General features: G+C 53.6%; 16 protein-coding genes and 2 tRNA genes. 9 read left to right on the plus strand and 9 right to left on the minus strand.

The window, feature by feature from the left end:
• Positions 1 to 52: 52 nt before the first annotated feature.
• Positions 53 to 2,215, plus strand: coding sequence for a polyribonucleotide nucleotidyltransferase (pnp, locus tag ACTIKR_RS05315; protein WP_193087439.1), 2,163 nt, complete (start codon positions 53 to 55; stop codon positions 2,213 to 2,215).
• Positions 2,216 to 2,419: 204 nt separating this feature from the next.
• On the opposite strand, the gene gdhA is transcribed toward pnp, so the two are convergent.
• From gdhA to ACTIKR_RS05330, 3 genes are all read right to left on the minus strand, one after another.
• Positions 2,420 to 3,772, minus strand: a complete 1,353-nt coding sequence (gdhA, locus tag ACTIKR_RS05320; RefSeq protein WP_442327287.1) for an NADP-specific glutamate dehydrogenase — start codon at positions 3,770 to 3,772, stop codon at positions 2,420 to 2,422.
• A gap of 367 nt (positions 3,773 to 4,139) precedes the next feature.
• Complete coding sequence (locus ACTIKR_RS05325; protein WP_193087441.1) at positions 4,140 to 4,547, minus strand: heme-binding protein; 408 nt, start codon at positions 4,545 to 4,547, stop codon at positions 4,140 to 4,142.
• Between the two features lie 296 nt (positions 4,548 to 4,843).
• A complete protein-coding gene (locus ACTIKR_RS05330) occupies positions 4,844 to 8,404 on the minus strand; it encodes an indolepyruvate ferredoxin oxidoreductase family protein (protein WP_442327288.1) in 3,561 nt (1,186 codons plus the stop codon).
• Positions 8,405 to 8,768: 364 nt separating this feature from the next.
• Between ACTIKR_RS05330 and ACTIKR_RS05335 the strand changes: the two genes are divergently transcribed.
• Positions 8,769 to 8,972 carry a hypothetical protein gene (locus tag ACTIKR_RS05335; RefSeq protein WP_442327289.1) on the plus strand — a complete coding sequence of 68 codons (204 nt, stop codon included), beginning with the start codon at positions 8,769 to 8,771 and terminating at the stop codon, positions 8,970 to 8,972.
• A gap of 277 nt (positions 8,973 to 9,249) precedes the next feature.
• On the opposite strand, the gene ACTIKR_RS05340 is transcribed toward ACTIKR_RS05335, so the two are convergent.
• A tRNA-His gene (locus ACTIKR_RS05340) sits at positions 9,250 to 9,325 on the minus strand.
• Between the two features lie 117 nt (positions 9,326 to 9,442).
• Between ACTIKR_RS05340 and cls the strand changes: the two genes are divergently transcribed.
• On the plus strand, positions 9,443 to 10,897 hold the full coding sequence (cls, locus tag ACTIKR_RS05345; protein WP_442327298.1) for a cardiolipin synthase: 1,455 nt from the start codon (positions 9,443 to 9,445) through the stop codon (positions 10,895 to 10,897).
• A 258-nt stretch (positions 10,898 to 11,155) separates the two neighbouring features.
• Positions 11,156 to 13,147 (plus strand): BCCT family transporter, encoded by a 1,992-nt coding sequence (locus ACTIKR_RS05350; RefSeq protein WP_442327290.1) that lies wholly within the window; start codon positions 11,156 to 11,158, stop codon positions 13,145 to 13,147.
• 109 nt (positions 13,148 to 13,256) lie between these two features.
• Here the strand turns inward: ACTIKR_RS05350 and ACTIKR_RS05355 are convergent, their stop codons facing one another.
• The gene (locus ACTIKR_RS05355; protein WP_442327291.1) at positions 13,257 to 13,895 is read right to left on the minus strand and encodes an FMN-dependent NADH-azoreductase; all 639 of its coding nucleotides are present in this window, start codon (positions 13,893 to 13,895) and stop codon (positions 13,257 to 13,259) included.
• 105 nt (positions 13,896 to 14,000) lie between these two features.
• Between ACTIKR_RS05355 and ACTIKR_RS05360 the strand changes: the two genes are divergently transcribed.
• Positions 14,001 to 14,903 (plus strand): LysR substrate-binding domain-containing protein, encoded by a 903-nt coding sequence (locus ACTIKR_RS05360; RefSeq protein ID WP_442327292.1) that lies wholly within the window; start codon positions 14,001 to 14,003, stop codon positions 14,901 to 14,903.
• A gap of 159 nt (positions 14,904 to 15,062) precedes the next feature.
• On the opposite strand, the gene ACTIKR_RS05365 is transcribed toward ACTIKR_RS05360, so the two are convergent.
• The 3 genes from ACTIKR_RS05365 to ACTIKR_RS05375 all read right to left on the minus strand — a co-directional run bounded on the left by ACTIKR_RS05365 (position 15,063) and on the right by ACTIKR_RS05375 (position 17,891).
• A complete protein-coding gene (locus tag ACTIKR_RS05365) occupies positions 15,063 to 15,479 on the minus strand; it encodes a VOC family protein (RefSeq protein WP_442327293.1) in 417 nt (138 codons plus the stop codon).
• Positions 15,480 to 15,674: 195 nt separating this feature from the next.
• Positions 15,675 to 16,832: an SMP-30/gluconolactonase/LRE family protein gene (locus ACTIKR_RS05370; RefSeq protein ID WP_226816482.1), complete on the minus strand. Its 1,158-nt coding sequence runs from the start codon at positions 16,830 to 16,832 to the stop codon at positions 15,675 to 15,677.
• Between the two features lie 372 nt (positions 16,833 to 17,204).
• The gene (locus ACTIKR_RS05375) at positions 17,205 to 17,891 is read right to left on the minus strand and encodes a response regulator transcription factor (protein WP_442327294.1); all 687 of its coding nucleotides are present in this window, start codon (positions 17,889 to 17,891) and stop codon (positions 17,205 to 17,207) included.
• A 246-nt stretch (positions 17,892 to 18,137) separates the two neighbouring features.
• On the opposite strand from ACTIKR_RS05375, the gene ACTIKR_RS05380 reads away from it, so the two are divergent.
• Both ACTIKR_RS05380 and ACTIKR_RS05385 read left to right on the plus strand, forming a co-directional pair.
• Positions 18,138 to 18,593: a tripartite tricarboxylate transporter TctB family protein gene (locus ACTIKR_RS05380; RefSeq protein WP_193087450.1), complete on the plus strand. Its 456-nt coding sequence runs from the start codon at positions 18,138 to 18,140 to the stop codon at positions 18,591 to 18,593.
• A 3-nt stretch (positions 18,594 to 18,596) separates the two neighbouring features.
• Positions 18,597 to 20,117, plus strand: coding sequence for a tripartite tricarboxylate transporter permease (locus tag ACTIKR_RS05385; protein ID WP_442327295.1), 1,521 nt, complete (start codon positions 18,597 to 18,599; stop codon positions 20,115 to 20,117).
• A gap of 382 nt (positions 20,118 to 20,499) precedes the next feature.
• Here the strand turns inward: ACTIKR_RS05385 and ACTIKR_RS05390 are convergent.
• Positions 20,500 to 20,576, minus strand: a tRNA-Arg gene (locus tag ACTIKR_RS05390).
• A 93-nt stretch (positions 20,577 to 20,669) separates the two neighbouring features.
• Here ACTIKR_RS05390 and ACTIKR_RS05395 point away from each other — a divergent pair.
• Together ACTIKR_RS05395 and dapA are read left to right on the plus strand one after the other, a co-directional pair.
• Positions 20,670 to 21,299, plus strand: a complete 630-nt coding sequence (locus ACTIKR_RS05395; RefSeq protein WP_193087452.1) for an L-threonylcarbamoyladenylate synthase — start codon at positions 20,670 to 20,672, stop codon at positions 21,297 to 21,299.
• Between the two features lie 203 nt (positions 21,300 to 21,502).
• Positions 21,503 to 22,408: a 4-hydroxy-tetrahydrodipicolinate synthase gene (gene dapA, locus ACTIKR_RS05400; protein WP_193087453.1), complete on the plus strand. Its 906-nt coding sequence runs from the start codon at positions 21,503 to 21,505 to the stop codon at positions 22,406 to 22,408.
• Positions 22,409 to 22,410: the final 2 nt, after the last annotated feature.

The raw sequence follows: 22,410 nt of genomic DNA on the forward strand, positions 1-22,410 counted from the left end.
TGTGCGGCTGAAAACGGACAGATCTCTCTGGCTTTATTGTAAGGATTGAAAAATGTTTAACAAAGTGACCAAGTCGTTTCAGTATGGCGATCAGACTGTTGTGCTGGAAACCGGCGAAATCGCCCGCCAGTCTTCAGGCGCCGTTGTGGTTTCAATGGGTGATACCGTTGTGCTGGCCACCGTCGTTGCAGCAAAAAATGCCAAGCCTGGACAGGATTTTTTCCCGCTTACCGTTGATTATGTAGAGAAAACCTACTCTGCCGGCCGTATTCCCGGTGGTTTTTTCAAACGCGAAGGCAAGCCTTCCGAAAAAGAAACACTGACGTCCCGCCTCATCGATCGCCCTTTGCGTCCGCTGTTTCCTGAAGGTTTCTATAATGAAGTACAGGTCATTATTCACGTGCTGTCGGTCGATCCGCAGGTTGATCCCGATATTGCGGCACTGATCGGTAGTTCAGCTGCGCTGGCCGTGTCCGGCATTCCGTTTGACGGCCCTATCGGCGCTGCGCGCGTGGGCTATACCAATGGTCAGTATTTGCTGAATCCGACACAGGACCAGTTGGTGGATTCAGAAATGAACCTGGTTGTTGCCGGTACCGAAAATGCCGTGCTGATGGTTGAGTCCGAAGCCAAACAGTTGTCCGAAGAAGTGATGCTGGGTGGCGTGGTGTTTGGCCATGAGCAAATGCAGGTTGCAATCAATGCCATTCATGACCTGGTGGCCGAAGCCGGTAAACCCGAGTGGGACTGGCAGCCAGAAGTCAAAAACGAAGCGCTGATCGCTGCGGTGACCGCCGCTGCCGAATCGGGCTTGAAAAGCGCCTACGAAATCCGTCAGAAACAGGAACGGACGGCCAAACTGCGTGAAGTGATTGCCGGAGTTAAGCAAACGCTGGCTGAGCAGGCAGCGCAGGCTGGTCAGGATGCACCTGATGGGGTTGCGGTCGACGATATTCTGTTCGATCTGGAATCCAAAATCGTGCGTGGCCAGATCCTGGCTGGCGAGCCTCGCATTGACGGTCGTGACACCCGTACGGTACGTCCTATCTCTATCCGTCTGGGCGTGTTGCCTCGTACCCATGGCAGCGCACTGTTCACCCGTGGTGAAACTCAGGCGCTGGTTATCGCTACGCTGGGCACCAAGCAGGATGAGCAGATTATTGACTCGGTGATGGGCGAACATCGCGACCGTTTCATGCTTCACTACAATATGCCTCCGTATGCAACCGGCGAGACCGGTCGTTTCGGCGTACCGAAACGCCGTGAAATCGGCCATGGCCGCCTCGCCAAGCGCGCACTGATTTCAACGCTGCCTGCCCACGAAGATTTCCAGTACACCATTCGCGTCGTATCTGAAATTACAGAATCTAACGGTTCTTCATCCATGGCTTCCGTTTGCGGCGGCTCACTGGCCATGATGGATGCGGGCGTACCTGTCAAGGATCACGTGGCCGGTGTGGCCATGGGCCTGATCAAGGACGGTGGCAAGTTTGCTGTGCTGACCGATATTCTGGGCGACGAGGATCACCTGGGCGATATGGATTTCAAAGTGGCCGGCACTAAAAATGGTATCACTGCGCTACAGATGGATATCAAGATCCAGGGCATTACCAAGGAAATTATGCAGGTCGCACTGGCTCAGGCCCGCGAAGGCCGCATGCATATTCTGGGTAAAATGACCGAGGCGCTGACCGGTTCGCGTGAAGAACTATCTACCTTTGCGCCGCGCATGTTGTCCATGAAAATCAATCCGGAAAAAATCCGTGATGTGATTGGCAAGGGTGGCGCCACGATTCGTGCGCTGACAGAAGAAACCGGTTGCCATATCGATATCAGCGACGAAGGCGTGGTCACTATCTCCAGCGCCGACCTGGACAAAGCCAAGGAAGCCGAGCGTCGTATCGCTGAACTGACTGCCGTGGTTGAAGTGGGTCAGGTCTACGAGGGTACCGTACAGCGTCTGCTGGACTTTGGCGGTATCGTGCAGATTCTGCCTGGTCGTGATGGCCTGTTGCATATTTCTGAAATCGCCAACTACCGTATTGCCAACATCAATGATGTGCTGACAGTAGGACAGAAGGTCAAGGTCAAGGTTATTGAAGCTGATGATCGCGGTCGTTTGCGTTTGTCAGCCAAGGCATTGGGCGGGCTGGAAGGTGCGCAGGAAAATGCGCCGGCAGAAGGCGGCGAGCCGTCTGAAAAACCTGCTGAGTAAGCCATACCGGCAAAGAGTATTGTTTCGTCAGAAGCAATACTCTGGTACCGCAGGCCGTTGCGGTGTTGGCAGTTGATGTATCACTGGTAAACGTAAAGGCCGTGCAAAAAAAACTCCTGATCAGAAATGACCAGGAGTTTTTTTATTGTGTCTCAGGCCAATCGATTGCAGCGAGCGCGACAATCGGTTGGCGGCAATCGTAGATCAGACCGCGCCCTGATCGATCATGGCATCAGCGACCTTGCGAAAGCCGGCGATATTGGCGCCAAGCACCAGGTTGCCTGGCTGGTTGAATTCGTCTGCCGTTTCCCATGCGTTGGTGAAAATATTCTTCATGATGTTTTTCAGGCGCAGGTCAACTTCGTCAAAACTCCACTGAATCATGGCGGCGTTCTGCGCCATTTCGAGTTGACTGGTGGCAACGCCACCGGCGTTGGCTGCTTTGCCAGGCGCGTAATGGATGCGGGCCTTGAGAAATTCCTCGACGGCTTCAGGCGTGGAAGGCATATTGGCGCCTTCTGCCACCAGTTTGCAGCCGTTGGCGAGCAAGGCCAATGCGTCGGCCTGGTTCAGTTCGTTTTGTGTTGCGCTGGGGAAGGCCAGATCGCAGGGAACGGACCATACCTCGTTGCGGCCAGGCGCATAGTCGGCTGCAGCCTTGTAAACGGCATCGGGATGCGCTTGCAGATAGTTCTGCAGAGGCGCCTGCTGCTTTTCCTTGAGCTGCTTGAGCGTTTCCAGATTAATACCGGATTTGTGGTATATCATGCCGCGCGAATCGCTGCAGGTCACTGGCGTTGCACCCAGTTGATACAGTTTTTCGATCGTGTAGATGGCCACGTTGCCGGCGCCCGATACGGCGCAGATTTTGCCATCCAGATGGTCGCCTTTGTTTTGCAGCATATTCTGGGCAAAGTAGACCGCGCCATAGCCGGTCGCTTCGGTGCGCACCAGCGAACCACCCCATGGAATGCGTTTGCCGGTAAGCACACCCTCGTAGCGTCCAGTCAGGCGTTTGTATTGGCCGAAAAGGTAGCCTATTTCGCGGCCGCCGACACCAATGTCGCCGGCCGGCACGTCGATGGTAGGGCCGATGTGTCGGTAGAGTTCTGACATAAAGGCCTGGCAGAAACTCATGATTTCATTGTCTGACTTGCCTTTGGGATCGAAATCACTGCCGCCTTTGCCGCCGCCGATAGCCAGGCCGGTGAGCGAGTTCTTGAACGTCTGCTCAAAGCCAAGAAATTTAATAATGCTGGACGAGACGCTGGGGTGAAAACGCAAGCCGCCCTTGTATGGACCGATGGCGGAGTTGAACTCGACCCTGTAGCCCTTGTTGACGTTAATTTTACCTTTGTCATCTACCCAGGTAACCCGAAACATGATCTGACGCTCAGGCTCAACGATACGTTCTATGATGTTCTGACCCAGATAGTGCTTTTCTTTTTCGAACAGCGGAGAAAGTGATTCGAGTACTTCCAGGACAGCCTGATAGAACTCCGATTGCGATGGGCTGGATTTGGCCAGTCGGGCCAGCGTCGTATCAATATATGTCATATGAATTGAATGTAATGATCAGATTAAGGGTTACAGGCAAACGTATGCACGCCGGGCGTACCCAACGCGTAGGGCTGCAGGGTGAAAACGGCGGGATGCACAATGATTGTTATGCGAGGGGTAAATATAATACCGCTATATTGTGTGCAGTGCAGCGAAAAATGCACTATCTAGGTGATTGCCCTGATTTATTTTGGCGCATTTTGATGAAAATATAAGTATATTGGATGCAATTGGTGCGCTTTTCCTTGTTGCCTGCTACATTCCGGGGCAGGGCGACCATTCTCGGAAGTACTCAGCCATGAGGCCCGCCAGGCAGGCGCCGTGTGGATCACGGCAACCCCGGGCGGTGCGATGGGCTGGTGGATCAGCCTGTAATTGCGGTGATACCGGCTATGGCTGTTTCAGCGTCCTGGCTGGCCTGGACACCTGATACGCCGACAGCGCCAATGGTCTGGCCATCAACCACAACAGGCACGCCACCTTCGAGCATGCCTGAAATGGCTGGTGCCGACAGAAATGCGTAGCGACCATTGTTGATCATTTCTTCGTAGCCTTTGGTTTCGCGGCGGCCCAGCGCTGCTGCATGGGCTTTGGCCGGCGCAATATGGGCGGAAACCGGCGCAGCGCCATCAAGGCGTTTCAGGGCCAGCAGATGGCCGCCATCGTCAGTCACGGCGATGGTCACGGCCCAGTTGTTTTTGCTGGCGTGCGCGGCCGCTGCATCGATGATTTTCTGTACGTCTTCCTGGACGAGAACGGGCTTGGTTTTCATAATGGCTCCGAAATGGGTTGTCAAACCGCCTATTATAGTGAGGAACCATGCCGGGTTTGTAACTTCTGATGATAAAGCAGTGTGCACCAAAGTTTCGAATCAATGCGCAGGCAAGCGGCGCTGGTGTCTATCTGGTCGGCCCAGGATGAGAACAATGCCCGCTTCGCTGGCTGGATGCATAACCGTGTCAGCGTCTTGTAAACGCAGGCGACGGGACCCTATGTGGCATCGACTGGCCGGATGCGACCGACGACGGCGATTGGCAGCGGCGCAATGAGGCGCCGCTGCCAATACCATCATGCTGCCTTGCTTAATGCAGTACGACGATAGGCTTCAAGCAATTGCGCTCGCCGCGCCGCAGCTTTTTGCATATTGGCCTCTTTGATATGACCATAGCCACGGATATCGTCGGGCAGGCGGGCCAGCTCCACGGCCGTATCGTAGTTGGCGTCATTCAGGCTCTGATCGATTTCATCCAGTAAGGCGAAATACTCTTCGATCAGGGCGCGCTCGGCGCGTCGCTCTTCGGTGCGGCCAAAGGGATCAAGCGCGGTGCCGCGCAGGGGTTTGAGGTGCGCCAGAATAGCGAAGGTCTTCATCACCCACGGGCCATATTTCTTCTTGATCAGATGCCCTTTTTTATCTTTTTTGCTGAATGCGGGCGGCGCCAGATGAACATGCAGTGCATAGTCGCGACCCGGCTCGCCTTCGAACTGCTCACGCAGTTTGTCAAAATAGGCGGGGTCCGTGTATAGGCGAGCCACCTCGTATTCATCCTTGTAGCTCATTAGCTTGGCCAGGTTGCGGGCCACCGCCTCGGTCAGGATATGGCCGCTGAAGCCACGTTCTTTTTCGGTCTCGCGGATGCGCGCGACCGCCTGCGTAAAGCGTCGTGCGTACCGCTCGTTCTGGTATTTCGTCAGATGTTGCTCAAGGCGCTTGATCAGCGCGTCGGTGCTTTCCGGCATGCTGATCAGGTTCTCGTGGCGCGTCGTGCGCTTGCTGTTGCCAAGCGGTACAGACTGCAGGCCATGATGCGCCAGATAGCGACCCCATTCGAAGGCGGCCAGGTTCTTGTCAACGGCAACGCCATTGAGTTCGATGGCGCGTTCCAGGCTTTCGTGGTGAAGGGGAATCCATCCTTTTTGCCATGCGTAGCCCATCATCAGCGGGTTGGCGAAAATGGCATCGCCCAGCAGCGCAACCGCATAGCCATTGGCATCCAGAAAATCACATTTTTCCCGGCCTAGCAGATCCAGCATATCGTGCTCGGTAATGGCAGAAGGGAACTGCCATTTCGGGTTCTGGAAAATTTCTGCGGTCGGCACCTTGGCGCTGTTGATAGCCGCTACCGTTATGCCCTTGCGGGTTTTGGATGTAATCTCGCGGGACGCTGCCACAATGGCGTCGCAACCGATAATCAGATCGGCTTCGCCCATGCCTATGCGGGTCGAATGCAGGTCTGCCGGCCGGTTGCCGATCTGTACATGGCTCACGACGGCGCCGCCTTTCTGCGCTAGTCCGGTAATGTCCAGTACGTTGACGCCTTTTTCTTCCAGGTGTGCCGCCATGCCAAGCAGGGCGCCGATGGTGACCACCCCGGTGCCGCCTACGCCAGGCACCAGAATGTTGTACGAGCGTTCGATCAAGGGCGTCGAAGGCGCTGGAATGTCCGCTTCTATTTTTTCAAATGATAGCGTGGCGGTCTGGGGCTTGCGCACTTTGGCGCCCTCAGCGGTCACAAAGCTGGGGCAAAAGCCGTTAAGGCAGGAGTAGTCCTTGTTGCAGGAGGACTGGTTGATGCGGCGTTTGCTGCCCATCGGCGTGTCCACCGGCTCCACGGAAAGGCAGTTCGATTTGACGCCGCAGTCGCCGCAACCCTCGCACACCGCTTCGTTGATGAAGACGCGCCGGTCGGGATCGGGGTAGGCATTGCGTTTGCGACGTCGGCGTTTTTCGGTCGCGCAGGTCTGATCGTAGATCAGGATTGTCGTGCCTTCGGTATCGCGCAGTTCCAGTTGTACATCATCCAGCGAATCGCGATGGAATACGTCGGGGTTGCCAATCAGGCTGACCCCTTTGTATTTTTCAGGCTCGTCGCTGACAATCACGATGCGGACAGCGCCTTCTGCATGCAGTTGGGCATTGATTTGTGGCACCGTTAGCGTGCCATCCACAGGTTGCCCGCCTGTCATGGCAACTGCATCGTTGTATAGAATTTTGTAGGTGATGTTGACTTTGGCTGCGATTGAGGCGCGGATCGCCAGAATGCCTGAATGGAAATAAGTACCGTCACCCAGATTGGCAAAAATATGCTTGGTGGTCGTAAAGTCCTTCTGTCCGATCCAGGGGACGCCTTCTCCGCCCATCTGGGTAAAGGTATCGGTGTTGCGATCCATCCAGATGGTCATATAGTGACAGCCAATACCGGCCACTGCACGCGAGCCTTCAGGCACGCGAGTCGACGTATTGTGAGGGCAGCCGGAACAGAACCAGGGCTTGCGCTCCTGCACGACGACCGGCCGTTTGGCATCCTGTTCCTTGGCATGGATAATTGCAATGCGGGCCTGAATGCGGGCGCGCACCTCGTCGGGAAGCGCGTGCTTTTCCAGGCGCTTGGCAATGGCCTTGGCGATAATGGCAGGCGATAGTTCGTAATTGGCCGGCAGCAACCAGTTGCCGCGGGGTACTGACCATTCGCCGCCGCCATCGTCGCGCGCATCAAATTTACCGTAGACATCGGGACGGACGTCGTCGCGCCAGTTATACAGTTCTTCCTTCAGGGCGTATTCCATGATCTGGCGTTTTTCTTCGACCACCAGGATCTCATCTAGGCCTTCGGCAAAGTGTCGGGCACCTTGCGCTTCAAGCGGCCAGACGCAGCCCACTTTGTACAGCCGAATGCCAATGTCCGTACAGGTCGCTTCGTCCAGGCCCAGATCGGTCAACGCCTGTCGCACGTCCAGATAGGCCTTGCCGGCAGTCATGATGCCGAACCGGGCCTTGGGCGAATCAAAAATGATCTTGTCCAGCTTATTGGCGCGCACATAGGCCAGCGCTGCGTAGAATTTGTAATTGTTCAGCCGGGCTTCCTGGTCCAGCGGTGGATCGGGCCAGCGAATGGACAAACCACCCTCGGGCATGTCAAAGTCCGGCGGCGTAATGGTCTGGACGCGGTCCGGATCCAGTTCGACCGACGAGCTCGATTCGATCACGTCGGTAACGCATTTCATGGCAACCCACAGGCCCGAATACCGGCTCATGGCCCAGCCGTGTACGCCAAAGTCCAGATATTCCTGCACATTACTGGGGTATAGAACGGGGATGCCGGCCGATTGCAGGTTATGCTCGGACTGATAGGCCACCGTGGATGATTTGGCGGCATGGTCATCGCCTGCCAGCAGCAACACGCCACCAAACTGGCTGGAGCCGGCCGAGTTGGCGTGTTTGAATACATCCATAGAGCGGTCCAGGCCCGGTCCTTTGCCATACCACATGGCAAATACACCCTGTTTGGTTGCGCCGGGAAACAGATTGACCTGCTGTGAACCCCAAACCGCGGTGGCGCCAAGCTCTTCGTTGACGCCGGGCTGGAACGAGATCTCATGTTCGGCGAGGTATTTTTTTGCCTTCCACAGACTCAAGTCCAGATTTCCCAGGGGCGAGCCACGGTACCCGGAAATGAATCCGCCGGTATCCAGCCCGGCGCGCCGGTCCCGGTCTTTCTGCAGCATGGGCAGGCGCACCAGCGCCTGGGTGCCACTCATATAGACGCGGCCTCTTTCCAGGCTATATTTGTCGTCAATGGTGGTATTCTTCAGGGCATCCTGTGCCACTTTAGGTAGTGGGGCATTCATACTTTTGTCTCCGATATGGTCCATATGCATATAAGCGCATGATTCCCTGACATTGTCATAGTCGTCTTGTGAACGGTATGAACAACGGTCTGGAATGTTCACCGCCTTTCGGGGCGATGCTATATCGTCCTGATGAATGGCAGCCGATTCTTTGCTGCAACTCATCATGATTGCCTGCCGATGTGAACCCGGAGTTGCAGCGGAGTCACAGGACACGAAAATCGGAAGGCAAATTCTTTAATTGACGTTAACGTAAAGTTAAGGCATTTTCAGCTACAGCGAAACAAAAATAACCCGCATTAGGGTATATCCTAGAATCATGTTAGTCGTGTGCGCAACAAAGCGCAAGAATCAGGAAAGAAAAGTGAAAGGTGTATTGTCAAAACTGGGAAATATAGTGTCTGCCGTGGCGGCCAGGCCGCTGTCGATCGGGTTGCTGCTGACCGTTATATTCTGGATATTGCTTGGCAATTTTGTGGTGGCTGCCTTCGCCGGCTTGTTGGTGTCTTTTTTTATTGCCGCGGCAGTTTCGGTGTGGAAATTGAATCGTCGCCCGCGCGACAAGTAGTGTTGCTTATGGACCGGGTGTTGCGGGTGTGGGAATGACCAACGTTTGTTAACGGGCTGCAGCATGCGGTGAGGTGCTGCGCTTAAATCGTGTTTTGTAAATAGCCATCCCCTTTTATGGGGCAGAGCCAGTTAGAGAAGATACGATGAGGTGGGAGGAACCAGACGCGTGGTCTGTTACGCGAGCCTTGGATCAGAATTGATTGATTGTTTTGTTCCGATGTAACTAGTGCAGTTACATGGGGGCTGTGATAAGCTTCTGTTTTTATTAGAAAACTTGGGGTGACTGATGGGGCTCGAACCCACGACAACCGGAATCACAATCCGGGACTCTACCAACTGAGCTACAGTCACCATCTGAGTAAGCGTAAGAGTATAGCAAGTATATATTCAGCGCACAAGAAAAAACTGGCGCAACACACTATTATGTTGTCTTTTTAGTGGTTATGAAGGTAAGCGGGTGTCTTTGTGATGGCTTCTCTGTGGAAATTTCTGGTTGAATATCAAACCCATCTGATTTTCGCAGCAAGTGTGGTGTTGAGCGTTGCGGCAGCGATCCATATCGCGCTGACCAAGCGCGATGTTCGCGCTGCTATTGCCTGGGTTGGTGTTGTGCTGTTTTCTCCATTTCTGGGGCCGGTTCTGTATTTTGTCGTGGGTATCAATCGCATTCGGCAAACCCGGATCAAATCCCACCGGGACAGGCTGCTCAAGGAGGGCGCTGATCATACCAGTGTCACAGTCAGTGATCTGACACGCCACGCCGCCGCCCAGTGTCTGTCACTGAAAAAAGCCAGCGACACGGTGACCCGTTTCACCCTGTGCGGTGGCAATGAAATCGTCCCGCTCAACGGTGGAGACCAGACCTATCCGGCCATGCTTGCCGCCATTGATGCCTCGGTCGACTCGGTATTGCTGCAAACTTATATTTTCGATAATGATATTGTCGGGCATCGTTTTGCCGACAGCCTGATCGCCGCGTTCCTGCGCGGTGTTCGCGTCCGGGTGCTGATCGACTCTATCGGGGTGCGCTATTCCCATCCAACCATTGTGCATCGGCTAAGAGAGCAAGGCGTAATGGTGGAGCTTTTCGAAACCAACGCCGTCACCTGGCGCATGCCATACGCCAACATGCGCTGCCACCGTAAAATTCTGGTTGTGGACGGCGCGCAGGGGTTTGCCGGCGGGATGAATATCCGTGAAGAGTTTCTGACGGAAATTGCCCATGACAATACGGCACGCGATATTCATTTTCAGATGCGAGGTCCGATTGTGGCCCAGTTGCTGGTCGTTTTTTGTCACGACTGGCTATTTTCTACCGGTGAGCAACTGAAACTGGGTGACTGGGTCGCGGCCGAACCGGCGTTCATGCCCGCCGATATGGCCGCGCGCTGCGTCCCTTCCGGCCCGGATCGTGAAATCGAAAGCACGCACAAGGTTTTGCTGGCCGCCTGCGCCGTTGCGCAACAGCATATCCGGATCCAGTCGCCGTATTTTCTGCCAGACCAGGTCCTGATCGGGGCCCTGACCACTGCAGCCAGACGCGGTGTACAAGTGGATATTGTGATCCCCGGCAGGAATAATCTGCGTCTGATTCAGTACGCCATGATGGCCCAGATCGATCAGATCATCGAGACCGGTTGCCGGGTGTGGAAAGGGTCCGGCAATTTCGATCACTCCAAGTTAATGGCCGTGGACGACAGCTGGTCGCTGATCGGCTCGTCCAATTGGGATTCACGCAGCCTGCGACTTAATTTCGAGATCGATATCGAGGTGTACGACCGGCGCCTGGCAGGGTGGATCAACGAGGCCATCGATAATGAAATTGCGCATGGCGAGCGAGTGACCTTTGAGTCCTTGCGCAAGCAGGGCTTGCTGGCGACGCTCCGAAATAAACTGATCTGGCTGGCGTCGCCCTATTTGTAGCGCAAGCACAGGGCGACACCTCTGCTCTGCATTTGCAATCTGTCGCGGCGGTGGCTGCGTCTGGCCGATTCGTATCCAGCCAGGCAAGCGGATTCAGATTCATCCCGCCGGGTCCTACTCATGGCCTGGAGACGTTATTGCCGATGCGTCAAGCGCAGGCTTCGATGAAAGAAGGAAGCCGTTTTTTAAACAAGCGCAAGAAAGTGCAGCGGCGAAGTGTTACACTTTTGGGCAGAGCACGTACAAGGGAGAGTGATAATGAGGTTCCGAATCAAGAGTACGATACATCCGAGAGTTTTCTGGGGGTCAACGATCATCGTGGCCCTGTTTCTATTGATCGGAATTCTGTTCCCGACCGATGCGCAGGAAATTTTCGGCAGGATGCAAAGTGTTGTGATCGAGAGTTTTGGCTGGTTCTATATTCTGGCCGTAGCCTTGTTCTTTTTTGCTATCGCCTATCTTGCACTCAGTCGTTATGGTAACTTGAAGCTGGGTCCGGATGACTCGGAACCGGATTACCCTTATCTGACCTGGATGGCCATGTTGTTTGCAGCCGGCATGGGTATCGGCCTAATGTTTTTTGCCGTTGCCGAGCCCATGCAGCACATTTCCGCCCCGCCTTCCGGTGTGGGTGACGCTGCCGCTGCTGCCAGAGAGTCCCAAGTCATTACTTTTTTTCACTGGGGGCTACATGCCTGGGCAGTCTATGCTGTTGTCGGGTTATCGCTAGCCTATTTCTGCTTTCGCTATAACCTGCCGCTCACTGTCCGCTCCGGCCTTTATCCCTTGCTTGGCAAACGGATCAATGGCTGGATGGGCGACGCCGTGGATATCTTTGCCATATGCGGCACACTTTTCGGTATCGCCACCTCCATGGGCCTTGGTGTATTGCAGATCAACTCCGGCCTGGCTCATCTGCTGGGGGCGCCGCAAGAGCCGTGGTTTCAGATTCTTCTGATTACGGTGGTAACGGCGTTGGCTACACTGTCTGTTGTAAGCGGATTGGACGTGGGCATCAGAAGGCTATCTGAATTCAATCTTGTCGTTGCCGTTGTGCTGATGCTGTTCGTGTTGTTTGTCGGACCGACCAGCTTTCTGATGAATGCTTTTGTGCAGAATATCGGTGCCTATCTGGACAACTTCTTTGCCCGTTCATTTACCACCCAGGCATTTCGCACGCAGGACTGGATGCAAGCCTGGACCCTGTTTTATTGGGCTTGGTGGATTGCATGGTCGCCTTTTGTTGGGATGTTTATCGCCCGCATCTCCAGGGGACGCACTGTTCGTGAGTTTGTCCTTGGGGTGCTGCTCGTGCCAAGCGCGTTCACTTTCCTCTGGATGACCGTCTTTGGCAATACGGCCATATTCCTTGATATGGGTGTCGCTGCTGGCCAATTGTCACGTGATGTCGCCGCCGATGCCTCGGTTGCGTTGTTTCAGTTCTTTGATTTCCTGCCCTGGTCTGGCCTGACTTCAACCTTGGCTGTGATTCTTGTGGCCGTATTTTTCGTCACATCGTCCGATTCCGGGTCCTTGGTCATTGACACACTGGCTGCCGGAGGCAGGGAAGATTCGCCTGTCTGGCAGCGGATTTACTGGTGCGTTCTCGAAGGTGCCACTGCCGCCTTGCTGCTGCTTGCGGGTGGATTGACTGCGCTGCAGACGGTCACCTTGATGAGCGCGCTGCCTTTTGCGGTCATTATGCTATTGCTGGTTCTGGGGCTCCTCAAAGGAATGAAAGCCGATATGTATCGTCTGGATCGACGGCGGACCATTGCGACACCTGCGCCCGGCTCCGAGGTTTCCTGGCGTACCCGCCTGTCTGCAATCATGCATACGCCCAGAAAAGAGGATGCACAACGGTTCATCTCACAAGTTGCCAGTCCTGCAATGCATGAAGTTGCCGAGGAGTTCAAAAAACGCGGGCTCGATGTTGATATCACTACGATCGACGAAACGATCAGGCTTACGGTTGTTGCCACGGATAAGCGCAATTTTGTCTATGGCGTGCAGCCTGAGGCCAGGAAAATGGCAGCATTTACCGCTGCCGCGGCTCGTAATGAAACGGTGCATCCGCACGAATGGCAGGCGCGTACGGTGTTTGCCGATGGCAGTCGTGGTTATGACATTCTTGGGCTGACTTCTGCGCAGGTCATCAACGATATTCTTGCACAGTTCGAACGATATCAAATGCTGGTTACCTCAACGAACACAGCCCTGTATGCGGGTTCACCGGATCCGGCCCTGTAGGGGCGGTCAATTGCAGTCAGTGATTTGATCCTCAACGCACGCGGGTCAGCGCCTTGCTCCAGTCGGCATTCGGAGCAAGGCGCGCCGCCCGTACATTTGTTTCGCAGTTTTACCTTCGCAATTGCTGGCCTAGTTGTGCCGCTTGCGTCGCCGCCGCATGTCGGGCAGCGTGATCGATTTCATTGCCGAACAGGGTTTTTTCGACAACGATCGAATGCGTGTCGGTAATCCCAATGAAGTTCAACCACATTTCCATATAAGGCTTTTGCAGATCAAAACGACTGGACGGCGTGGCGGAGTCTGCGCCGTAGTCCAGTCCGCGCGCGTAAACCACCACTGCTTGCTTGTTGGCAAGCATTCCATTGAAACCATTGTGGTCAAAGGTAAAAAGAATATCTTTTTGCGTAACCAGATCAATGAGTTGTTTGAGTTTATAGGGAATGCCGAAATTCCAAAGCGGGACAGAGAGCACCACAATATCGGCCTGATGCAGATGCGAGGCTAATGTCCGCAGGCCATCCCAGGCTGCCTGCTGTGAGGCACTCAATGGCGTGCCGCTCAATCCTGCATATTTTGCCGCCATGGCGTGTTCATCGAATTCGGGCAGGGCAGTCTGCCATAGATCGATTGTATGCACGGTGGCCTCTGGGTTGGTATCCATATAACTGGTAATAAAGTGTTGGGCAACCTCCCGAGAGGCGGAGCGCTCGGTGCGTGGCGATGCTGCAATATGCAATAGATTTGTCATGGTGAGTCCGTTATTTGTGGCCAGGGATACAAACGCCATTGCAGCACAATTGAACTTAGTGTACAAATTGATTAATTTTGTAATATTCATAATAAATCACAATATATGCTTGATCATGTACTACTCAGAACATTTGTTGCCGTCATCGACGAGGGCGGGTTTGGCCGCGCCGCAAGTCGACTCAATTTAACGCAATCGGCAATCAGCGGGCACCTTCGCCGCCTTGAGGCACAGCTGGGGGTGGAGTTAATGCAACGCACAACCCGGTCCATGACATTGACAGCAGATGGAAAAAAATTGCTGGTGTACGCCCGGGCCATTCTTGCCTTGGGCAGGGATGCCCTGGTTGAAGTGGGTAGGCATAAAGCGTCGGGCCGAATCAGATTAGGCATTGCAGAAGACTTCGCTCAATCAACGCTATTGAACAGATTGAGCAGCTTTCTGTTGTTGCATCCATTATTGGATATCGCGGTGACAGTGGGCATTCCGGGCACGTTGCTGGGCCAGTTGCAGGATGGCGCTCTGGATATCGTCCTGGGTTCACACTGTGAATCGGCCCGTAGTGGGCGTTTAATGTGGCAGGAACCGCTGGTATGGGCTTGTGGCCCGCACATACAGTTGCCGCTCACTGGGTCTAAAGCGGTGCCGCTTGCGTTTTTTCCTGAGCCGTGTCCCTATCGGCAGGTAGCGCTCGCCGAGCTGGCCAGGGTTGGGATGGCTTCGAAAATTGCGATGGTGTGCAGCAGTTTTGAGAGTATGCGTTGTGCTGTGCGATCTGGCTTTGCAATCGCACCCATGACGCAAAGCCAGATGACAGCCGATCTGGTCATTGCGGACGACGCGCTGGGTTTGCCGCCGTTGCCGACGGTTCGCTTCAGTCTGTTTACTGCAGATTCGGTGCAATCGCCGTTGTTGGAGACGCTGGTCGAATGGATCAGCGACATCAAGCCGGTTTCAGGCTCCCGTGTAGATGCAGACATAATAGCGAACGAGAAAAGGGGCTGTTGAAAGGAAAAAGCGGTGCCTTTGCTGCATTGGGCTACTGGAAGTAGGGGGCTATCCTTAAGCGTATTCCACCCCCAAATCAAAAATCCATGATGTGTAATGGTGGCTGGTGCTTCAAGGCCTGCTGGCTCACCGTTTTTCCATGATCGTTGTGGCGGCTAATCACACATGTCTTCGATAAAAAAACTTGGTTAAAGCAAGGCGCCCCACAAAAGCAATTTTATTGTTATCCGGATCGCGGACATATGCGGCATAGAAGTCCTCTGCGTAACGTGGCCGAAAACCGGGCTCGCCTTCGCTGGAGCCCCCTTTTTCTAAAGCAATGGCGTACAACTGGTCGATTATTTCCGAATTATCAAATTCGAAGGCCGTCATGACGCCATTGCCTGCGTGGGCTTTTTCTCCATCATAGGGATAGCCGGTAAAAAAACGCGGGAAAGTAATATCCGATCTTTTACCCCAGGAAACACAACTGTCATCCCTGAAACATTGTTCCAACCCCATTTGAGCAAACAGGGGGTCATAGAAGCGGATAGATTGTTCCAGGTCATTGGTTCCTACCATGGTATAGCTGATCATTTCAATCTCCGGTAAGTAGTATCAAGCGCAAATCAGTCATCCGCGCAAAGATGCATCAGGCAGTCGCGCCGTTTTCGCCTGATGCCATGCCAAGTGGGTCGCAATAACAATAGTCGGTCCGGCGTTGCGCTTCAATGGCTTGCGGTTTTTTTTACATTTCTGAAGCATTGCCGGCCCGTTGCGCTCGATGGGGTTTTATGTAATATGCGCGCCCCGTGTCTCCACATAAACGGCGTACAGCGACTGGCTGGCCGTCATGAAAAGGCGATTGCGCTTGGCGCCGCCAAAACATACGTTGGAGCAGATTTCCGGCAGCCGGATTTGTCCGATGCGCACGCCATCAGGCGCAAAAATATGCACGCCGTCGTAACCGTCGCCGCCCCAGCCGGCGCTGGCCCAGATATTGCCGTCCTCATCGCAGCGGATCCCGTCAGCCGAGCCTGACTTGCCTTCGAATTCCATGGTCGCAAAGGTGCGCGGGTTCGTCAGTTTGGCGCCGTCTATATCAAAGACCCAGATCTGATTCTTTGCCGAGGGATAGTGTGAGTTTCCCGTATCGGCGACATAAAGCTTGCGGTAGTCCTGACTGAAGCACAGTCCGTTGGGTTTGAACGGCTGATCGGCTACTTTGGTGATGGCGCCGGTTTGCGCGTCAATCCGATAGACGGCTTCCTTCTGGATCGGGCTGGCCGAATCGGCGCTGGCCGGATGCCGGTTGCCTTCATATTCCATCAGGGCGCCATAGCCCGGATCGGTAAACCAGATCGAACCGTCATTCGGATGCACCACGATATCGTTCGGTGCATTCAGTTCTTTATTATCGAAACTGTCTGCAAGCACAGTCACCTGGCCATTGTGCTCGTAACGTACAACGCGACGCGTATCATGTTCGCAGGACAGCTGCCGGCCCTGGAAGTCGAAGGTGTTGCCGTTCGAATTGCCTGAAGGCGAGCGAAAGCGACGGCCTACATGCCCGTCCTCTTCGGACCAGCGCAATTGTTCATTATTGGGAATATCGCTCCATACCAGATAGCGGCCGACCGCATTCCAGGCCGGGCCTTCGGCCCACTGCATGCCGGTATGCAAGCGCATAATGGCCGCATTGCCCAGTTTGTATTTGAAGCGTTTGTCGAGCACCACAATATCTGGGTCCGGATAACGAATGGGCGCTGTATGCCGCCCAAATTCTCGGGCCGCGGCTGGCTTCAGGGCAATGGTAGAGGTGAGCAAGGTGGCTGCAGTTGCTGAGGCAGCGACAAGAAAGTTCCGGCGATTGGCCGCCTTGCCCACAGACAAGCTGGTACGTTGATTGGTTTTCAGATCAGTTAAATCATGCTGTTGTTTCGGTCCCATATGCGTGCTCCTTTGTGTCTGGATATGATTTACGAATTGTAATTGTCGTGTGACGGTACTCGGATTGCTTGCGCTGTTCGCGTCTGTAGTGTATCGGCAATCAGGCCGTCGTCGCTATTGGCTTGTGCAAATGGCGTAAATTCTAAATATCGGGACAGTTAGCCATTGGTACGTTCTGATGATCCTGATCGGCAGGACGAAACGGGTAAGCCTTGCTCAGGCTGCATGCCCGGCGCTCAACGAGGAACGACCAGCGTCAAGCTGGTTCGGCTTATTGCGAACGGGTGCGTTGTTTAGTCTATTGTTGTTACCATCATGATGGACAGGCAGGATAGCGCATTGACAAAATATCGGCAATGGCTTGGCATTTGCTCAGTCCTGTCTGGTGGTCAGCAGGTAACCCCGATCGCCGCTTTTTCTTATGAGCGGATTGGCCGAGTGGTCCTCGAGCCGGTCCCGCAAGTGGTTTACGTGCTGATCGATCAAGTTGGGGGGCGGCGAAAAAGAATATGGCCAAATAGCCTGGCTTAACATGCCTATTGTTACGACGTTCTCTGCATTTATTATCAAATACGAAAGCAGTTTGAATTCAAATGAGGGAAGATTGATTTTTTTTCCTGACTTTTCAACTTGCATGGTTTGCAGGTTTATCTTGATATCGCCTACTGATAGATCAAACTGAGTCGAGTCGCGGTGTACGCGACGAACGATCGCGTCTATCCGAGCGATCAATTCGGTCATGGAAAATGGCTTTGCCAAATAGTCGTCGGCCCCCGCCTTTAGTCCTTCAACACGGTGATTTATAAGCGCCAGCGAGCTCTGTACGATCACCGGCGTTTTATCTCCCGCTTGCCTTAAGCTTGTAAGAATCGACAGGCCATTGATTCCATTGGGTAAAGTCAAATCAAGAAGGATAATATCCCAGGTTTTTTGCTGCGCGGTAAGCAGTCCGTCCAATCCGTTATCACAGATGAAAGCCAGGTGGTTTTGTTCACGCAGAGTATTGGCAATATAGTGAGCAATTTCGTGATCATCTTCAATAATCAAGCAGCGCAACATTTTTTACCTTTCATGGAAAACTGATTCAGGAGGCAGGTTTTTTTGGGAACGTATTGTCGTCGTGGTCCCTTTTCGCTTGATCCATTATGTCCAACAAATCGATCGCTGAACAGTAGTATGACCAAATGGTCAGAACCTGGTCATGAAAAATATTTTTAGCCAGTTTAGTATTGCTCTTTACAAAAACAGCGGCCAGCTTGGCAGACATATGAATACGAGAGAAGACAATGATCAAGGTGAAAAGTCATGAAACAAAATAGGAGTGATTTGCTTTCGGCGGGGCTTTTGCTTTTGCTGGGCATAGGCGTTGCTTTGGGAGGGATGCAATATGGGATCGGGTCCCTGGCCCGAATGGGTCCTGGTTACTTTCCACTGCTGCTCGGCCTATTGCTTATTGGAATAGGGGTGCTGATCGCGGCCACGCCGTCATCTTCAGATACTTCCGGTGATGGGGCGTCAATGTCCGGGCTTGCGGTGCGGCCATGGCTATGCGTCGTAGGAGGAGTGCTGTGTTTTATTATTCTTGGCCAATATGGCGGACTGGTGCCGGCAACGTTCGCGCTGATTTTTATTTCAGCATTAGGTGACAGGAACAATTCCATACAGGTTGCGCTCGCACTTGCGGCCTGCGTGACGATCGCTGCGGTGGGCATATTCTATTATGGAATGCAAATACAGTTTCCATTATTTGTGTGGGGTTAACGGATGTTAGATAACTTAATTCTGGGTATTACCACCGCTTTTTCCCTGCATAATTTACTGTATTCATTTCTTGGCGTCTTCGTTGGTAATCTGATAGGCGTATTGCCTGGTATCGGAGCGCTGGCTGCGATTTCCATGCTATTGCCACTGACGTATACTTTGGAGCCAGCCGCTGCATTAATGATGCTGGCAGGAATTTATTACGGCACCAGTTTTGGTGGTGCCGCAACCTCGATCTTGCTCAATTTGCCTGGCACGGCTTCTCACGCAGTCGTGTGTGTGGACGGCAACCCAATGGCAAAACAGGGACGTGGTGGGTCTGCCTTGTTCATCGCCATGTTTGCTTCATTCATTGGCGTCATGACCGGCATTGTTTTGATGCTGTTTTTCAGCCCGATGTTGACTGATGTTGCCTTTTTATTCGGTCCTGCTGAGTATTTTTCTCTCATGGCATTGGGATTATTGGCTGCAGCGACCTTGTCGACCGGGTCTCCCGTCAAAGGTATTGCTTCGGTGGTGATTGGTCTGGCTATTGGCGTCATCGGCACTGATGTCAATAGCGGGGTTGCACGATTTGATTTCGGCATTCCCGAACTGCAGGACGGAATTGCGTTGGTTACGCTGGCCATGGGGCTATTTGGTATCACAGATGTTCTGGCAAATGCAGGCAAGATTGGCCAGGGGTCCGTCATTTCAGAATCAAAGATTACTGGCAGCGCCATACGGCCAGCCAAAGGTGAGATCAAACAATCCATGCCTGCTATTGGGCGCGGTTCGGTGCTGGGTGGCGTTCTGGGCATTCTTCCCGGCGCGGGGGGGACAATTGCTTCGTTCATGTCCTACGCCATTGAAAAAAAATCATCGAAGACCCCGCAGAGGTTTGGCAAAGGCGCTATCGAAGGCGTCGCCGGACCTGAGGCGGCCAATAGTTCTGCGGCGATCACAGCATTTATTCCTACCCTGACATTGGGGATTCCTGGAGATGCCGTGATGGCTCTGATGCTTGGAGCCTTAATGATTCAGAACATTCAGCCGGGGCCACAAATGATGGTCGAGCATCCGGAGTTGTTCTGGGGTCTGCTGATCAGCTTTGCCACAGGAAATCTGCTGCTTTTGATCTTGAACATTCCGCTTATCGGCGTATGGGTAAAGCTGCTTTCCGTGCCTTACCGTCTGATCTATCCGACCGTGCTTTTCCTGATCAGTATTGGTGTGTACAGTACCAACAATAATCTTTTTGATGTCGTGGCCGTGCTTGTTATTGGCATGTTTGGGTATTTGCTCGCCCGGCTCAAATTCCAACCTGCTCCTTTGTTGCTTGGCTTTGTACTGGGCCCTATGCTGGAAGAGAACTTCCGACGTGCGTTATTGTTGTCACGCGGTGATATGAGCACCTTTATGACAAGGCCGATCAGTTCGGTGTGTATGTCAATCATATTCGTGATCATCGCCTTCATTGTTTATAAACGTGTCAAATCAACGGTCGCAGGCGGATCTGCGAAGGCATTGCCCGCTTCCGAATGACAGGAAAACGCAGGTAGCAGCGCAGTTCGACTCAGAACGACACTGTTTTTGTCTATAGATCGTGGTCCGGCGCAATTGCGAGCCTGCCACGATCTTTTTTTACGCCATTGGCCTAACGGCTTATTGCATCGGCTGAGCAATGGTCTTTGCCAAACGTTCTTTTTTGTTTAAGTATGGCAACAGGGGCCACGCGCACCAGATATGCGCCAGGGCGCTCAAATTTGGCATCCAGGTGCAAAATTGTGTCATTTTGCGTATTGCGTTGTACCCATATGAGGTTATTATTTGGACATTGTTGGGCACCGCAGTGGCACCGCGCAATGGCTTGAAAATTATGGGCGTGCAGGTTTATGCTGGAATTTTTAAGCTAGCCAGGCAAATATGGTGCCTCCGGCGGGACTTGAACCCACAACCACCCGCTTAGAAGGCGGGTGCTCTATCCAGTTGAGCTACGGAGACAATCCAGCCCGTGATTCTAACCCGAACCCGCACCATGTGTCACTCAATTCGCTACAATAGGTGCACAGCCAGCCACAGAGTGAAATAATAATTATGTCCATACTTTTTGATGTACACCCGGTTAACCCGCAGCCACGCCTGCTCAAACAGGCCGCACAATTGCTGGATAACGGCCGGTTACTGGCCATACCCACCGATTCCAGTTATGCACTGGTGGCTCGTCTGGACGACAAGACGGCGGCCGATGGCTTGCGCCGCCTGCGCGGTCTGGACGAACGCCATCATCTAACGCTGCTGGTGCGCGATCTGGCGGAAATCGCCAAATTCGCCAAAGTCGACAATGCGCAATATCGTTTGCTGAAAAACGCGACCCCCGGCCCCTGGACATTCATTCTGGAGGCCACCAAGGACGTGCCGCGGCGGGTCTCGCATCCTTCCCGGAAAACCATTGGCATTCGTGTGCCAGACCATCCGGTCACCTTGATGCTGATTGAGGAGCTGGGCACGCCGTTGCTGTCAACCTCCCTGATTCCTGAAGGTGAAGACATGCCGCTAAACGATCCGGATGAAATTACCGATCGTTACGGCCACGCGTTGGCCGGGGTGATTGCCAGCGGTGCCTGCCCGACCCAGCCGACCACAGTCATTGATCTGACGACGGCGACGCCCACCATTCTCCGCAGGGGCTCAGGGGATCCGACAACCATTGGCCTGCCTGAGTGAGTTTGCGTATCCGGATGTAAACTGCCACGCTACCGGCCAAACGGCCCGGTCGAATCTGACTGCCTGCCAGCGACAGATGCCGATTGAAACGTGTTTTACGGGATTGTCATTAAATTTTCTCTTAATTTTATGCATTTCAATTAAACTACCGAATTAGCTATATGCTAGGCATTTAATATCAACCTTTTCTGGACGTTTCTATCATGGCGGTCGACAGTTCTTCGTATCCTGTATTCACCGGCAGTTTTCCTGCCCTTGTGACTCCAATGCAACCCAATGGGGATATAGATTACGACGCATACAAGAAGCTGATCGACTGGCATATCCAGGAAGGATCTGACGGTCTGGTTGTTGTGGGCACTTCCGGCGAATCGCCCACAGTAGATGTGAGCGAACACACCGATCTTATCCGGGTGGCGGTAGAGCATACGGCCGGACGAATCCCGGTGATTGCCGGGGTAGGCGCAAACTCTACTGCAGAAGCCATTCATCTGACCAAAAAAGCCAGGGAAGTGGGGGCTGATGCGGGTCTGTCGGTTGTGCCCTACTACAACAAGCCCACCCAGGAAGGCCTGTTCCGTCATTTTGAGGCTATTGCCCGCGAAGGCGGCCTGCCCATCATGCTGTACAATGTGCCCGGTCGCACCGTTGCGGATTTGTCCAACGATACGATATTGCGACTGGCGCAAGTGCAGGGAATTATCGGCATCAAGGATGCCACTGCTGATATTGCCCGTCTGGGCCTCTTGCTTCGGGACAAACCAGAGTACTTTCAGGTTTTCAGTGGCGATGACCCCACTGCAGCGGCACTGATTCTGTTGGGTGGTAATGGAAATATTTCGGTCACGGCCAACATAGCTCCCGCGCTGATGCACGAACTTTGTGTAGCCGCACGGTCTGGCGATGTGCCGCGGACTCGTGAACTTAATGCGAAACTGGCAGGTGTCAATAAAGTGCTATTTGTCGAAGCCAACCCCATTCCGGTCAAGTGGGCGCTTGTGCAAATGGGCCTGATCCAGGCCGGGTATCGGCTCCCAATGTGTGATCTGGGCGCCCAGCATCATGAAACTGTTCTGACTGCCCTGAAAGATCTCGGGCTGGTCAAATAATA

This window comes from Advenella sp. (assembly GCF_052108595.1).
GTDB lineage: Bacteria > Pseudomonadota > Gammaproteobacteria > Burkholderiales > Burkholderiaceae_B > Advenella.